11 protein-coding genes are annotated in these 14484 nt (G+C 71.7%); 7 read left to right on the top strand and 4 right to left on the bottom strand.

What is annotated here, in order from left to right:
- Nucleotides 1–441: 441 nt before the first annotated feature.
- Together ACIRRY_RS04520 and ACIRRY_RS04515 are read left to right on the top strand one after the other, a co-directional pair.
- A complete protein-coding gene (locus tag ACIRRY_RS04520) occupies nucleotides 442–1536 on the top strand; it encodes a PucR family transcriptional regulator (RefSeq protein WP_403967803.1) in 1095 nt (364 codons plus the stop codon).
- A gap of 504 nt (nucleotides 1537–2040) precedes the next feature.
- Nucleotides 2041–3381 carry a jacalin-like lectin gene (locus ACIRRY_RS04515; RefSeq protein WP_403967801.1) on the top strand — a complete coding sequence of 447 codons (1341 nt, stop codon included), beginning with the start codon at nucleotides 2041–2043 and terminating at the stop codon, nucleotides 3379–3381.
- Between the two features lie 107 nt (nucleotides 3382–3488).
- On the opposite strand, the gene ACIRRY_RS04510 is transcribed toward ACIRRY_RS04515, so the two are convergent.
- Nucleotides 3489–4484, bottom strand: a complete 996-nt coding sequence (locus tag ACIRRY_RS04510) for an Lrp/AsnC family transcriptional regulator (RefSeq protein WP_403967799.1) — start codon at nucleotides 4482–4484, stop codon at nucleotides 3489–3491.
- Between the two features lie 142 nt (nucleotides 4485–4626).
- Between ACIRRY_RS04510 and ACIRRY_RS04505 the strand changes: the two genes are divergently transcribed.
- Complete coding sequence (locus ACIRRY_RS04505; RefSeq protein WP_403967797.1) at nucleotides 4627–6252, top strand: MFS transporter; 1626 nt, start codon at nucleotides 4627–4629, stop codon at nucleotides 6250–6252.
- Nucleotides 6253–6340: 88 nt separating this feature from the next.
- On the opposite strand, the gene ACIRRY_RS04500 is transcribed toward ACIRRY_RS04505, so the two are convergent.
- Together ACIRRY_RS04500 and ACIRRY_RS04495 are read right to left on the bottom strand one after the other, a co-directional pair.
- The gene (locus ACIRRY_RS04500) at nucleotides 6341–7303 is read right to left on the bottom strand and encodes an SMP-30/gluconolactonase/LRE family protein (protein ID WP_403967795.1); all 963 of its coding nucleotides are present in this window, start codon (nucleotides 7301–7303) and stop codon (nucleotides 6341–6343) included.
- 165 nt (nucleotides 7304–7468) lie between these two features.
- Nucleotides 7469–8137 (bottom strand): hypothetical protein, encoded by a 669-nt coding sequence (locus ACIRRY_RS04495; RefSeq protein ID WP_403967793.1) that lies wholly within the window; start codon nucleotides 8135–8137, stop codon nucleotides 7469–7471.
- Between the two features lie 253 nt (nucleotides 8138–8390).
- Here ACIRRY_RS04495 and ACIRRY_RS04490 point away from each other — a divergent pair, with 253 nt between their 5' ends.
- From ACIRRY_RS04490 to ACIRRY_RS04480, 3 genes are read left to right on the top strand one after another with little or no spacing between them, the layout of a single operon-like run.
- Nucleotides 8391–9740, top strand: coding sequence for a flavin-containing monooxygenase (locus ACIRRY_RS04490; RefSeq protein ID WP_403967791.1), 1350 nt, complete (start codon nucleotides 8391–8393; stop codon nucleotides 9738–9740).
- Nucleotides 9737–10615: an SDR family NAD(P)-dependent oxidoreductase gene (locus ACIRRY_RS04485; RefSeq protein WP_403967789.1), complete on the top strand. Its 879-nt coding sequence runs from the start codon at nucleotides 9737–9739 to the stop codon at nucleotides 10613–10615. Before ACIRRY_RS04490 ends, ACIRRY_RS04485 begins: the two co-directional genes overlap by 4 nt.
- Nucleotides 10612–12024 (top strand): aldehyde dehydrogenase family protein, encoded by a 1413-nt coding sequence (locus ACIRRY_RS04480; RefSeq protein WP_403967787.1) that lies wholly within the window; start codon nucleotides 10612–10614, stop codon nucleotides 12022–12024. Before ACIRRY_RS04485 ends, ACIRRY_RS04480 begins: the two co-directional genes overlap by 4 nt.
- A 46-nt stretch (nucleotides 12025–12070) precedes the next feature.
- Here the strand turns inward: ACIRRY_RS04480 and ACIRRY_RS04475 are convergent, their stop codons facing one another.
- The gene (locus ACIRRY_RS04475) at nucleotides 12071–13150 is read right to left on the bottom strand and encodes an AraC family transcriptional regulator (RefSeq protein WP_403968349.1); all 1080 of its coding nucleotides are present in this window, start codon (nucleotides 13148–13150) and stop codon (nucleotides 12071–12073) included.
- Nucleotides 13151–13282: 132 nt separating this feature from the next.
- On the opposite strand from ACIRRY_RS04475, the gene ACIRRY_RS04470 reads away from it, so the two are divergent.
- Nucleotides 13283–14482, top strand: coding sequence for an MFS transporter (locus tag ACIRRY_RS04470; RefSeq protein ID WP_403967785.1), 1200 nt, complete (start codon nucleotides 13283–13285; stop codon nucleotides 14480–14482).
- Nucleotides 14483–14484: the final 2 nt, after the last annotated feature.

Genomic DNA, 14484 nt, shown 5'->3' with positions numbered 1-14484 from the left:
TACGTGGCCGCTGGACAGCCGGAGCGTCACCGGAGGACGGCGTCGAATTCGACCGGACGCCGACCACGAGTCGGGGGCGGCCGACACGGAAGCCGACCCGTGCACCGTGCCCGTGTCCCGTCGCGCGCTCTCCCCCGCCAGTTCCTTGACACGGCGACTGTGGAGAACGCCCGCTGCGGCGGCATCAGTCCGCCATGCACGAGCAGCACACCGGAAAACAGCTCGCCCGTACTCCCCGCAACCCATCCCCCCTCCCCGACAACCCCACAACGCACCGCCCGGAGCGCGTGCCGTCGGGCTGACCGCAGGGGCCCACCACACCGGCCTGCCGTGCACGACCAGCACCCCGGGCAAGCTCCTGCGCCGCTCCGAAGACAGCCCCCGCACACTCCCCCGCCCCCATCCCTCCACTCCACCCGTTCCATGCCGCACCATGGGCACATGAAAGAGCTGGCCGGGCGCCTGACCGCGCTGGATCCGGACGCCGGTGCCGCCGTGCGGGTCATCGGGTACTTCGATCGGCTCGCCGAGTCGCGGGCCGGGCTTGAGGCGCTGGTGCGTGGGGCGGCGGTGCTGGCCGGGTGCGCCGCGCGGCTGGTCGACGCCGAGCGGCGGGTCCGGGTGCGGGTCGAGGCGGACGGTACGCGCAGGGACAGCGCGTCACCGCCGGATCCCGCCTGGCCGTCCGCCGCGCTGACGCCGGGCGGGGCTTCCGCGCTCTGGCTGGAGCGTACGGCGCTGGCGGCGCCCAGTGTCGTCGACGCGGTGATCCTGGAGCGGGCGGCCGGTGCCGTACGGATCGTGCTCGATCGCACCCGGGGCCGGGTTCCCCTCGACGACCCCGAGTTGATCGAGACCCTTCTCGACCCGACGGCACCCGAGGCGGCCCGGCTGCACGCGGCCCGCCGTCTCGGCCTCGACCCCGCCGACCCCGCGACCCGGGTCCGGGTCGTCGCCCGGCCCGACGGACCGCCCCGGGTCGTCGCCGCACCCCGGGACACGGGCGTACGGCCCGTCCCCCTCGCCCCGCACCCGGACGGCGATCCGCAGACGGCCCCGGACCGCGCCGGCGCCCAACCACCGCACACCGAGACCGAGTTGCCCGCAGGACGACTGGGCATCGGCCCCGCCGTCCCCGTACTGGACCTGCCCCGCTCCTGGGCCGGCGCCCGCACCGCCCTCCGTTTCACCTCCGACGGCACCGCACAGGACCCCGGCCGGCGCATCGTGCACGCCGACGAACTCGGCGGCATCGCCCTCCTCGCCGAACTCGTCGTACCGGGCGCCGAACCGCCCCCCGACGTCCGCGACTTGGAGGCGGCGGCGGTGCACACACCCTGGCTGCTGGCCACGCTGAACGCGGTCGCCACCACCACGAGCCTGCGGGCGGCGGCGACCGAGATCAACGTCCACCACTCCACGCTCCAGGACCGGTTGACCCACGCGGAGTCCCTGCTGGGCTGGCCGGTACGGACCCCACAGGGACGGCTACGGCTCCAACTGGCGCTGACCATGCGGCATTTGGCGCGACCTTAAGGATCACCGCCGAAGGCCGTAGCAGTCACCGCTGACCACCGGGGGCACGTCCCCCATCCCGGCCGCCCCGGTCACCACCGACACCCGGAGGGTCAGCCTCCCACCCCGGGCGTAGCAGTCACCGCCGACCACCGGAGAGGACCGACCTCCCGTCCCGCCCGTAGCACTCGCCACCGCGCCCCTCTGAACCCAAGCCCCACGCCTCACGCTCCAAGCCTCACGCTCCAAGCCCCGAGCGCCCCCACATCTTGGCGGCAAGGAGCTCGCTCGGATCCTTCGCCCTGATCTGGTCCCCGTCCCCGTGCGACACCGGCCAGGACCGTATCCCCCCGCACTGACAACAAACGGGCACGCAACGGGACTTGGCCATCCGCCGGTCACCCGGAATTCCAGATTCAGTGCGGTTGAGGGGGAGTCATAGCAAGCGCTTGTCGCTACATTTTGGCGTGACCGCCGCAACACCCTCACCCTCCCCCTCTGTCACTCCGCAGGAGGCACTTCCCCATGCGCAGACTTCTCGCCTGTCTGGCGGCCGCTGCCGCGGCCCTGGGCGGGCTCACGGTGGCCGCCGCGACACCGGCCGCCGCCGCGACCTCGGGCAGCTTCAGTGTGCTCAGCTACAACGTCGCCGGGTTGCCGGAGTGGTTGTCCAGCGCCTCGACGCCGCGCGACACGAGCACCACCGCGATCGGCACGCGCATCGCCCCGTACGACATCGTGAACGTGCAGGAGGACTTCAACTACCACGCCTACCTGTACTCCACCGACACCCACCCCTACCGCACCGCGACCAGCGGCGGCGCGGGCATCGGCAGCGGGCTCAACACGGTCTCCAACTACGCCTGGGACGGCGACGACTTCGAGCGGGTCGGCTGGAACTCCTGCCAGATCGACTCGGGCGACTGCCTGACCCCCAAGGGCTTCACGTTCATGCGTGAGCGCCTCTCCGAGGGTGTGTACGTCGACTTCTACAACCTGCACACCAACGCGGGTACGAACGACGGCGACGAGGCCTCCCGCGCGGACAACCTCAACCAGCTCACCTCGTTCATCAGCACCCACTCGGCGGGCAACGCCGTCGTGGTGATGGGTGACACGAACACCCGCTACACCCGCACCGCCGACACGATCGCGGAGTTCGGCGCGGCCAACGGTCTCACCGACGCCTGGGTCAAGGTGATCCGCGGCGGCGTCGCGCCGGCCAAGGGCAGCGACACCCTGCTGTGCGACCAGACCGGTGCCACCGTCCCCAACACCTGCGAGGTCGTGGACAAGGTCCTCTACCGCAGCAGCAAACTCGTCACGCTGAACGCGACCTCGTACAACAACGAGCACGCCAAGTTCCTGACCTCGGACGGGCTGATGCTCTCCGACCACGACCCGATCACGGTCGGCTTCACCTGGTCGCAGAGCGCGGACTTCCAGCTCAGCGATCAGTTCGGCGGCCCGCACGGCGACTACTACCAGGACATTCCCAGCGTCCCGGCCGCCGCCCGCGCCACCAAGATCTCGCTGCGCTCCGGCTCCCGCGTCGACCAGGTCGGCGTCACCCTCGCCAACGGCACCACGCTCACCCACGGCGGTACGGGCGGCACCGCGTCCTCGCTGACGCTGGGCAGCGGCGAGTACGTGACCTCGGCGTACCTCTGCGAGGGCAAGTACAGCGACACCACGCGGATCTTCTACGCCAAGTTCACCACCAACCTGGGCAACACCCTGGCCGGTGGCACCACCACCTCGGACTGTGTGACCCGCACCGCCCCGTCCGGCTGGCAGATCGCCGGCTTCCACGGGCGCTCCGGTGACGAGCTGGACAAGGTCGGCTTCATCTACACGAAGCGCTGACCCCGCCGCCGTAGCGGCGAAGTGGCAAGCGCCGTACGGCAGTTCAGACCGGTCCGGATCATCCGCCGCCGCGGGTGATCCGGCTCCGTGCGTTCCGGCCGCGCGCACTACGCGAACGCCGTGGGCACCAGCCGTCCGCGTGAGATGAGCGAGGTCGCCTGCTTCAGGCGTTCGACGTGGATGCTCACGCCGTAGCCGTCGATGCCCGTGACGGCGGCGACCTTGGTGGTCAGATACCGGTACAGGTCCTCCGTGTCGCGGCAGATGACGACGACCATGACGTTGGAGTCGCCGCTGATGGCGGCGGCGAAGGCGACCTCGTCGTGGCCCGCGAGTTCCTCGCCGACGCTTTCGAGGCGGGCCGGGGCGACGCGCAGCCACAGGGTGGCGTTGAGCGCGAACCCCAGGCGGGCGGCGAGCAGTTCGACGTCGTAGAGGAGGGCGCCCGAGTTCTCCAGGGCGTCCAGGCGGCGGGCGACGCGGGCCGTGGACCAGCCGGTGACGTCGGCGAGCTGGGTGTGGGTGGCGCGGCCGTCCTCCGCGAGGGCGTCGAGGAGCGGGGTGTCCTCCTCGGTGAGGCGTGCGGGTGGTCCAGCGGGGGTCAACGGCCGCTCGCCGACGAGGAGTTGGATCTGCTCGGGCGTGAGCCGGCCGCCGTGGCCCGTCCAGTCGCTGCGGCCGGATGTGCCGAAGGGATGGATGAGCAGGTCGATGCTGACGTCCAACACCGAGGCAGACTTGGGCAGTTGGCGCAGCAGGACGTCGTCGCGCCGCACGTGCACCGGCGCGCTGATGACACAGATGATCTCCGAACCGCCGGACGCGAGGCCCGCGTAGGCGATGTCGGGCCGGCGGGCGAGCGCGTCGGCGAGCGGGCCGACCCGGTCGGGGCGGCAGCGGATCCGGGCCATCCAGCGCGCGTCGCCGTGGACGGCGGGGTCGACCAGGCCGACCACCCGCATCACGCCGGAGCGGCGCAGGGCGTGGAAGCGACGGGCGGCGGTCTGCTCCGAGACCCCGGCCACCTCGCCGATCAGCCGGAACGAGGCACGCGGCGCGCACTGGAGCGCGCGGAGGATTTTCCCGTCGACTTCGTCTGTCATGGGGGAAGTCTGACACCGTTCATGAGTGGCATGGAGGTTTCCGGTCGCTTCCCGGTCCTGCGTTGGTGATTGTCCATGCCGGAGCCGATCCTGGGGCGCGTGCCTGTTCGAGGGCATCGCACCGAAGCAAGGAGAGTTCCCCGTGAACGTCACGACCCCGGCGAGCGGTCGGCCCGACCGGCGGGCGGCCACCCTCGTCATGGCCTGCCTCGGCGTCTTCGTCGCCTACTTGCCGGTGACCACGGTCGCCGTGAGCCTGCCCGCCATCCAGGCGGCGCTGAACGCGTCGACCGCCCAACTGTCCTGGGTCCAGGACGCGTTCGTCCTGCCCATGGCCGCGTTCATCCTCACCGCCGGTGTCTTCGGCGATGTGCGCGGACGCAAGAAGGTGTTCCAGGCGGGCCTGCTGTTCGCCGCCGCCGGTGCCGCCGTGGCGCTGTGCGCGCAGTCGGTGCAGGTGCTGTGGATCGGCCAGGCGTTCGCCGGTCTCGGCGCGGCGACCCTGCTGCCCACCACGCTGGCGCTGATCAGCCACGCGGTGCCCGACCACCGGGAGCGCGGCAAGTTCATCGGCCTGTGGGCGACCGCCCTGATGGCCGCGCTGGCCGTCGGTCCGCTGATCGCCGGCGTCATCCTCGACCACACCACCTGGCGCTGGATCTACCTGATCTCCGTCCCGGTCCCGCTGCTGGCGCTGGCCGTCGCCGCCCGTCTGCTGCCCGACTCGCGGGCCCCGCACGGCCGGAAGCTGGACTGGCCCGGCCAGCTCACCGCGACCCTCGCCATCACCGCGCTGGTCTACGGCGTGATCGAGGGCGGCGCCGGTTCCTTCACGGACGTCAAGGTCATGGTGGCGTTGTTCACGGCGGTGGCCGGCGGGGTCGCGTTCGTGCTCGCCGAGCGGCGCAGCGACAGTCCGATGCTGGATCTGACGCTGTTCCGCAGCCCGGCGTTCACCGCCACCACGCTGGTCGCGATGATCACCTTCCTGGCGCTGATCGGCTTCTTCTTCCTGCTCAGCCTCTACTTCGGCCTGGTGCAGCAGCTCGACACGCTCCAGGCGGCCTGGCGGCTGTTCACGGTCTGCGCGGCGGCGATCGTGGTCGGCGCACCGGTCGGACGGGTGATGCACCGGGTCGCTCCGCGCGTCCTGATCACCGGTGGGCTACTGGTCATCTCCGCCGCGCTGTTCTCGCTGACCGGCGTCGACGCCGGCACGTCGTTCGCGTCCATCGCCTGGCGGCTGGCGCTGCTGGGCCTGGGCATCGGGACCGTCGTGACGCCGATGACCGCGACCGCCGTGGCCTCCGTGCCGTATCAGCAGGCGGGCATGGCGGCGGCCGGCAACAACGCGTTCCGGCAGGTCGGCGGCGCGCTCGGCCCGGCCGTCCTGGGCGCCCTGCTCTCCACCAAGGCGCTCGACACCCTGCCGGGGCACCTCACCGACGCCGGGGTGACGGGCGAGACCCAGCGGACCATCGTCGCCACGGCCGACGCCAACGGCCTGGGCGCCGTCGCCCATCTGAACCTCGGCGCGGACACCGGGCGGGCCCTGGGCGCTCTGGGCGACTCCTTCCTGGACGGCATGCGCCTGTGCCTGGTCGTGGCCGGGTCGCTGACGCTCCTCGCCGCGCTGGTGTGCGTCCTGCTGCTGCGCCCGCGACAGGCGTCAGCGTCTACGACGACTGCGGTGGCCGGTGCTGACACCGCCGGGCAGCCGTCAACCGCCGTCGCCGTAGCGGCAGTTGACCCGACGCCGAACCGCTGAACGGCTGAACGGCTGAAGCACGAACTGTCCGCGGGCGGGGCTCACTTGAAACGTGGCACATCGTGCCGGAGCCCCGCCCGCGGCCGTCTCAGATGGACACGGCGACGGCGGTGAACGTCGTATCGGGTGTCTGCGGGGTCGTGAAGCGGGCGTTGACGAGATAGAGCCGGTTGCCGAAGCGGGCGGCGGTCGTCGGGACGTCGAAGCGCGGATCGGTGATCGTACGGCGGAGGGTCGCGGTGACGGCCTTGGCGTCGAGGTCGAACACGCTGATCCGGTTCAGCCGGTTCTGGACGACGTACAGGGTCCGGCCGATCCGGAAGAGCCCGTCCCCGTTGACCACGTCCGACACCCCGCTCAGGCCGATCTCCGTGGCGTAGCCGGTCTTCAGGGACACGTTGTAGAGCCTGCCGGGGCTGCTGCTGACCACGATCAGGCCGTGCCCGTCCGGGGTGCCGACGATGCCGTTCGCGTTGTTCACGCCCGGGGTCTGCACCCAGTCGCCGGTGAGCGGCAGGGCGGTGACCTCGCCCGTACGGCCGCGCGGTACGCCGTAGAGCACCGCGTCGAGCGAGTCGGTGAACCAGGCGCGGTCGCCGAGCAGGGTGACGTCGTTGATGAAGTGGCCGGTGGACGGCGTGAGTTGATAGCTCGTCCGGACCTCGCCGGTGCGCGAGTCGACGACTCTGGCGACCCCGGTGCTGCCGGCAACGTACAACAGGCCGTCGTGGTCCAGTTTCAGCCCGACCGAGACCAGGCCGGTGGCGCCCGGGGACAGGATCTCGCCCTCGCCAGTGCGCAGGTCGGTGCGGAGGATGGCGCCGTTGGCACGGGAGCCCATATAGGCGTACGGCCTGCTGCCGATGGCTATGCCCTCGGGGAGGAAGGCATTGGGCAGCGGGAACTCGGTCGGCCAACTTGCCTGTGGGGCAGAAGAGTTGGCGCTTGCCGTGCCCGTTCCGGTGGTCACCGCGAGGGCCGTCAGGGCGGCGCCGCCGAGCAGGGCGCGCCGGGTGGGCCGGGAGTGTGCGTGGGGGTGGATCCGGGTCATCGTTCGGGCCTCCGGGGTCGATTGCGGGTGATCGGGAGTGAACGGGTGCTGATGGAAGGGGCGTTGGGCGGTCTGGGTGACTCGGGCGATCGGCCTGCACACTCGGGGCTCGGGTGAAATCTTCTTCAACTCCGCCCCAAGAAGCGGTCTTTGCGTAACGGCCCGTCACTTCCCGAAGTTCCCAGGCACCCCACCCGCACCCACACCCACAGGCTCATCTCCCGTCCCCTGTACCGGTGTTGCCTTCAGGAGCGCTCTCCCCTCGACATCGAGGTCGGGCAGGATCCGGTCCAGCCAGGCCGGCAGCCACCAGGCGCCCCGGCCCGCGAGCGCGAGCACCGCCGGTACGAGTGTCATGCGGACGGCGAAGACGGTGAACATGATCAGGGCGGCGGCGGTGACGACCCGCACGCTGCGCCGTGCGCCGTCGACGACCGACTGCCGGGCCCGGCCGGTGTGGGCCCACTCCTCGCGGATCTCGCGGACCAGCCGGTCGGTGCGGACGCTGTCGGGGCCGGAGGCGGGGAGGACGGTGATGACGCTCTGCGTCGGGTCGCTGGTGGGCTGGGGCGGCAGGACGGCCTTGACGTCCTTCAAGGTCCGCAGTTTCGCCGCCACTTGGGCACCGACCTGTGAACTCGCGGTGGCCGTACGGTCGTTGTTCTCGGCCGGGACGAGCAGGAGGCCGTTGAAGCCGGGGCCGAACTCGGCGCTGATCGTGTCGTAGGCGGTGCGCTGGGTGGAGGCGTGCGGGGCGGAGCCGTTGTCGGGAAGGGCCAGGCGCAGGTCGGCGGCGGGAAGCATGAGGGTCACCAGGATGCCGGTGACGGCCACTACGGTCAGCAGCGGTTTGGCGATGACCCACGGCGCTCGGCCGCGGACACATGAGCCATGGGCCCGCTATAGCGACTGAGTCTTACGAACCAGTCGACCGCTCAAGTCAGGTTCGCACCCCACCTGCCTTCCCCCGGCCACACCCCGGCCGCTGAGGTCCGGTCTCTGGCCGCGCGGGTCAGTTCCCGCAGCTCAGCGCGTGCATACGGTTCCTCCACCAGCCGTGGAACGGGACGAACGAGGAGGCAGGCTCGTGAAGGAAGACAGCCAGTTGGACACGTGTGTGATCGGGGCGGGGCCTGCCGGGCTCGCCGTCGCCAGGGCGCTGGCCGAGCGGCGGCTGCCGTACACGCATCTGGAGCGGCACACCGGGCTCGGCGGTATCTGGGACATCGAGAACCCGGGCGGCCCGATGTACGAGTCGGCCCACTTCATCTCCAGCCGGACCCTGTCGGGCTTCGGTGGTTTCCCGATGCCGGAGCACTTCGCGGACTATCCGCCGCACCGGCAGATCCTGTCGTATCTGCGGTCCTTCGCCGATGCCTACGGGCTGAGCGACCGGATCGAGTTCGGCGTGGGCGTGGAGAGTGTGGAGAAGAACGCGGACGGCACCTGGACGGTCGTCCGGGCCGACGGGCGGGAGAGCCTGCACGGGCAGGTCGTGGTGTGCACGGGCTCGCAGTGGAGTCCCAACATCCCTGAGATTCCAGGCGAGTTCGCCGGGGAGGTCCGGCACACCGCCGGCTATCGCAGCGCGGAGGAGCTGCGCGGCAAGCGGGTGCTGGTCGTGGGCGCGGGGAACTCCGGCTGCGACATCGCGTGCGACGCGGCCCGGACGGCTGACCGTGCGGTGATCAGCATGCGGCGCGGGTACTGGTTCATCCCGAAGCATCTGTTCGGGCGGCCGGTGGACACGATCGCCAACAGCGGGCCGCACCTGCCGATGTGGTTCGCGCAGCGGGTCTTCGGTGGACTGCTGCGGATCGTCAACGGCGACCCGACCCGACTGGGCCTGCAGAAGCCGGACCACAAGCTCTTCGAGACCCACCCCGCCATCAACTCGATGCTGATCCACCACCTCCAGCACGGCGACATCACCGCCCGGCCCGGCATCGCCCGCGCCGAGGGCAGCACCGTGCACTTCACGGACGGCACGAGCGACGACTTCGACCTGATCCTGTTGGCCACCGGCTATGTGCACAAAGTGCCGGTCGCGCAGCGGTACTTCGGGGACGAGCAGCATCCCGACCTGTATCTGTCGTCGTTCTCTCGGGAGCATCGGGGCCTGTTCGGCATCGGGTTCGTCGAGACCAACTCCGGCGCGTACCAACTCTTCGACACCCAGGCGCAGTTGATAGCCGGGTATCTGAGCGACGCACGTCATGGTCTGCCCAGCGCCGAGCGGTTCACGCAGATGGTCCGTGCCGACCGGCCCGACCTGTCGGGCGGGCTGAGGTTCGTCGACTCGCCCCGCCACACCGGCTACGTCGACAGCGGGGCGTTCGTGAAGTACCTCGGCAAGGTCGCCCGGCAGATGGGCTGGCGCACCGAGGGCCAGGCACCGCCGGTGCGGTCCGCGCATCGCGTGGAGGCGACGGCATGAGCCGGTTCGACTTCACCGACAAGGTCGTGCTGGTGACCGGCGGCGCGGGCGGCATCGGCAGCGCGCTGTGCCACCGCTTCGCGTCGGGCGGCGCCCGCTGTGTCGTCGTCGACATCGACGGGGTCCGCGCCGAGCAGGTGGCCGCGGAACTGCCCGGCGCCGGGCACACGGGCATCGGCTGCGATCTGCTCCAACGCGCCGAGCTGGAGCGGCTGTTCGCGCGGATCGCCGATGTCTACGGCCGTCTCGACGTGCTGGTGAACAACGTGGGCATGACCAGCTCGGAGCGCTTCGACGTCCGCAGCGTCGAGAGCATCGAGCGGGAGATCTCCCTCAATCTGACCTCCCCGCTGGTCGCCACCCGGATCGCGATCCCCCTGCTGAAGGCCTCCCGTGACGCCCGCGTGGTCACCACCGTCTCCCTCGGCGGGATCTTCCCGCTGGGCGAGACCCCGATCTACACGGCGTCCAAGTTCGGGCTGCGCGGCGCGATGCTCGCCATCGGCCTCGATCTGCGGGGCAAGGGCATCCTGGCAGGGTCGGTGCTGCCCTCGGCGACCGACACCCGGATGCTGCGCCAGGAGGCGGTGGACGGCGGCAACTCGATGCAGTTCCAGGACCAGCCGCAACAGCCGGGAGACGTCGTCGACGCCGTCGTGAGTCTGCTGGACCGGCCCCGTCTGGAGGCCTACCCCCGGTCCGGCGAGTCCCTGCTGGTGCGCTGCGCCATGCTCGTGCCGAACCTGCTGCCCAGGGTCTTCCCCCTGTTCCGCAGGCGCGGTGACCGCGGCATGGCCCGCTATCTGGAGGAACTCCGCAGCCGCGGACTGGCCCGACAGACCGACGGCCGCTGGGAGTTGGTGGAGGAGGCATGACCACGAACGACACGCTGACCATCGTCAACCCCGCCACCGGTCAGCCGCTCGCCGCCCTCCCCGCCGCGAGCGCCGACGACGTCACCAAGGCCGCCGAACAGGCCCGCCACGTCCACGACTCCGGGGTGTGGTCGCGGCTCCCGGTTCGTGAGCGGAGCGCCGTACTGCTCCGCCTCGCCGACCTGATGGAACGCGACGCCGAGTTCCTCGCCCGGCTGGACAGCGAGGACGCGGGCAAGCCCATCACCGAGTGCCGTACGGGGGATGTGCCGGGCGCTATCGAGTCGGTCCGCTGGTTCGCCGAGGCGGCGGACAAGGTCTTCGGCCGGGTCGCCCCGAGCGGACCCGACGCCCTCGGTCTCGTCACCCGTGAACCGGTCGGCGTCGGCGCGGCGATCCTCCCCTGGAACTACCCCCTGGCGATGGCCTGTTGGAAGCTCGGCCCCGCCCTCGCCGCCGGCAACTGCCTCCTGCTCAAACCGGCCGAGGCGACCCCGCGCTCGGCCCTGCACCTGGCCGCCCTCGCCACCGAGGCCCGCCTCCCCGACGGCGTACTGACCGTTCTGCCCGGCCACGGCGGGGTAGCCGGAGCGGCCCTCGCCCGCGACCCGCTCGTCCAGGCCCTCTCCTTCACCGGCTCCACCACCACCGGCCGCCACATCCTCAAGGCCGCCGCCGACAGCAACTTCAAGCGCGTCTCCCTGGAGATGGGCGGCAAGAGCCCCCAACTCCTGATGCCCGACGCGCTCTCCTACGGCGACGAGCTCATCGGCGACATGATCGAGGCCGCGTTCCTGACGACGGGGCAGAACTGCACCGCCGGTTCAAGGGTGTTGGTGCATCACAGCATCGCCGAGGAGGTCGTGGAACGGTTCGTCGCGGCGGCACGGGAGCTGCTCATCGGCGATCCGGCCGACCCGCGCACCCGGCAGGGACCGCTCATCGACCGCGCCGCCCTCGACCGGGTCGCCGGCGCCGTGGAGGCCGCGCGGGCGGCCGGGGCCCGGATCCACACCGCGGGGCTCCCCCACGGGCTGCCCGCGTACGGCGCCTACTACCCGCCCACCGTGATCACCGGAGCCCCCGCCGAAAGCGCCGTACTCACAAGGGAGTTGTTCGGTCCCGTGGTCACCGTCGAGACCTTCGGCTCCGAGGACGAGGCGGTACGGAAGGCCAACGCCACCGAGTACGGGCTCGCCGCGTCCGTGTGGACCCGTGATCTCGACACGGCGCTGCGGCTGGCGCGGGGCATCGAGGCGGGGGTGGTGTCCGTCAACGCGTACAGCGAGGGGGACATCACCACGCCCTTCGGCGGCTGGAAGCAGTCGGGGTTCGGTGGCGCGGAGAAGTCGACGAACGCCTTCGAGCAGTGGACGCGGGAGAAGACGGTCTGGATCCGCACCCGTTGACCGGTGCGCGCGCGAACACGCCCTGGACAGTGCCCTGTTGACCAGGTCACTCGCGGTGCTCGGCCGCCCGGACCAGTTGCTCCCGCAGCCGGACCGGGGAGGTGCCGTGCCAGCGGCGTACCGCGCGGCGCAGGGCCCGTTCGTCGGAGAAGCCCGCGCGGTGCGCGATCTCACGCAGGGTCAACTCCGGGCGCAGCAGCAGTTGTTCGACGCGTTCCCGGCGTACGCCCTCGGCCAGTGCCTCGTAGGTCGTGCCGCAGTCGGCGAGTCTGCGGCGCAGGGTCCGTTCGCTCGTCGCGTGCCGTCGGGCCTGCTCGCCGAAGGACGGGATCACCGGGAGGCTCTGCGCGACGGACACCTCCAGCACTTCGAGGAGGTCCTGCCGGCCGGTGCGGGAGGCCAGTTGGGCGTCGAGGGTCTCCAGGGTCGAGGCGTACGTCACCGGGTCCCGGCCGGGCATCCGGGCGCGGGCCCACGCGGGGTCGATGACGATCCGGTCGGCCGGGGCGCGAAAGCGGACCGGACAGCCCAACAGGGCGCCGTACAACTCGCGTTGGCGGGGTGGCGGCGCGGAGAACTCCACCACGCGCGGGGCGAAGTCCGGGCCGACGGCGAGTCGGGACAGCGTGATCACGGAGGCGAAGCCCTCCTCGATCAGGAAGGACGCCACGCTCGGGTCGACGGCGGGGTCGGGGAGGTCGGCGCGCAGGACGAAGGCGCCGTCCTCGCCGAGTCCGGTCGACCACACGGTCATCGCGCCGGAGAGGTTCTGGTAGTTCACGCCGGTCTCGATGGCGTGCCGGAGCGTGTCGTCGGCGAGCAGCGCGAAGCCGAGCAGCCCCCACGCGGTCAGGTGCTGGGCCGCGCCGACCCGCAGGCCGAGCCGTTCGTCCCCGGTGAGTTCCACCGCGCGCCGGATCACCGCGCTGCCCTGCCGGTACGACACCCGTAGCGCGGCGGAGCTCATCACCGTCTCGTCGAGGCCGACCTCGTTCAGCAGGGGCCGTAGGTCGATGCCGCGCGCGTCGGCGACGATGACGAGATAGCGCAGGATGTTCGGCTGGATCGTGGCGGACGTGCTGCGGCTGGTCCCGGGCGGGTCGGCCGGGGCGGGGGCAGGGAACATCGCGGTCACCTCCTCGTGGGCGACCACCGTAAGCATGGGGGCGCCACCGGTCGTGGGTGCTGGCCGCCAAAGTCCCCTCAACGGCCCCCGACGTCCTGCGTCCACCCCGTCACGGCTGACTACGGTCTGCGCATGTCAGTCAGTACTCCGGGCCGAGCCCGGGTCGGACGCCCCGCCGACCGGGCCGGTGCCCGCAGGGCGACGACCCTCGCGTTCGCCGCACAGGGCATGTCCGTCGCCGCCGTGTACACGACCGTCCCGGCCGTCACCGAACACCTGGGACTGTCCCCGCTCCTGACCACCGCCACGCTGGTCGGGGTGGCCCTGACGGCGGGGGTCGGCAGCTTCCTGGCCCTGGCCGCGGTCCGCGTCGCCGGCCCCGTCGCCACGGTGCGCGGGGCCCTGCTCACGGCCGCCGTCGCGCTCACGCTGATCGGCTGGGCTCCCGGCCCGCAGACCGTCATCTGCGCGTACGTCCTCTTCGGCCTCGCCGTCGGCGGCCTCGACGTCGGGATCAACACCCGGGCCGCCGCGATCGAACGCGCCTACGGCCATAGCGTCTTCGGGTCCTTCTTCACCGCCTGGAGCGCAGGTGGTGTGCTCGCGGCCCTGCTCACGGCCGGGGTGGCGCGGCTGGACCGGCCGGTGGGCGACGGGCTGGCCGTGCAGGCGGGCGTCCTGTTGCTCGTCGCGGCCTGCCTGCGCACCCACACGCTTTCCGCCTCCCCTCCCTCCCAAGAGCCGTCCGCGCAACCGCCGTTGGGACGCGGGCTGTGGCTGCGGCTCCTCCCCTTCGGGCTGGTCCTCCTCGTCGTCTACGTCGTGGACTCGACCGTGTCGGCCTGGTCGGCGGTGTATCTGCGACAGACCCTCGACGCCTCGCTCTCGGTGGCGCCGATGGCGTACGCGGCGTACCAGGCGGGCACGGTCGTCGGCCGGGTGACCGTGGACCGGCTGGTGCAGCGGGTCGGCAGCGTCGCCGTCGTCCGGGCGGCGGCCCTGGTGGTGGCGGGCGCCCTGGTGGGCATGGCCGCGGCCCCGAGCTGGCCGGTCGCCGTGCTGGCGGCGGGCGGGGTGGGGCTGGGGGCCTCGGTGCTGGCCCCGCTGTGTCTGGCCTCCGCCGCGCGGCTGCGGCCCGCCGCCTCGGAGACGGTGCTGGCCCGGCTGAACCTCTTCAACTACGCGGGCGTCGTCACCGGCGGCGCGGTGAGCGGAGTCCTCGGTTCCACCGGCGAGTTCCGGCTCGCGAACGCGGCGCCGGCCGTCCTGGCGCTGCTCGTCCTGACCGGTGCACGCCACTTCACCGGGCCGCCTGGGACCTCCGAGGCGTAGAA

Origin of the sequence: Streptomyces sp. NPDC101776 (genome assembly GCF_044766845.1) — a bacterium.
In the GTDB taxonomy this organism is placed as follows: domain Bacteria; phylum Actinomycetota; class Actinomycetes; order Streptomycetales; family Streptomycetaceae; genus Streptomyces.
This window is presented reverse-complemented; position numbering and strand designations above follow the sequence as displayed.

Coding starts and splice junctions, on each gene's coding strand:
- ACIRRY_RS04520 (WP_403967803.1), top strand. CDS start 442: ATGAAAGAGCTGGCCGGGCGCCTGACCGCGCTGGATCCGGACGCCGGT.
- ACIRRY_RS04515 (WP_403967801.1), top strand. CDS start 2,041: ATGCGCAGACTTCTCGCCTGTCTGGCGGCCGCTGCCGCGGCCCTGGGC.
- ACIRRY_RS04510 (WP_403967799.1), bottom strand. CDS start 4,484: ATGACAGACGAAGTCGACGGGAAAATCCTCCGCGCGCTCCAGTGCGCG.
- ACIRRY_RS04500 (WP_403967795.1), bottom strand. CDS start 7,303: ATGACCCGGATCCACCCCCACGCACACTCCCGGCCCACCCGGCGCGCC.
- ACIRRY_RS04485 (WP_403967789.1), top strand. CDS start 9,737: ATGAGCCGGTTCGACTTCACCGACAAGGTCGTGCTGGTGACCGGCGGC.
- ACIRRY_RS04480 (WP_403967787.1), top strand. CDS start 10,612: ATGACCACGAACGACACGCTGACCATCGTCAACCCCGCCACCGGTCAG.
- ACIRRY_RS04475 (WP_403968349.1), bottom strand. CDS start 13,150: ATGTTCCCTGCCCCCGCCCCGGCCGACCCGCCCGGGACCAGCCGCAGC.
- ACIRRY_RS04470 (WP_403967785.1), top strand. CDS start 13,283: ATGTCAGTCAGTACTCCGGGCCGAGCCCGGGTCGGACGCCCCGCCGAC.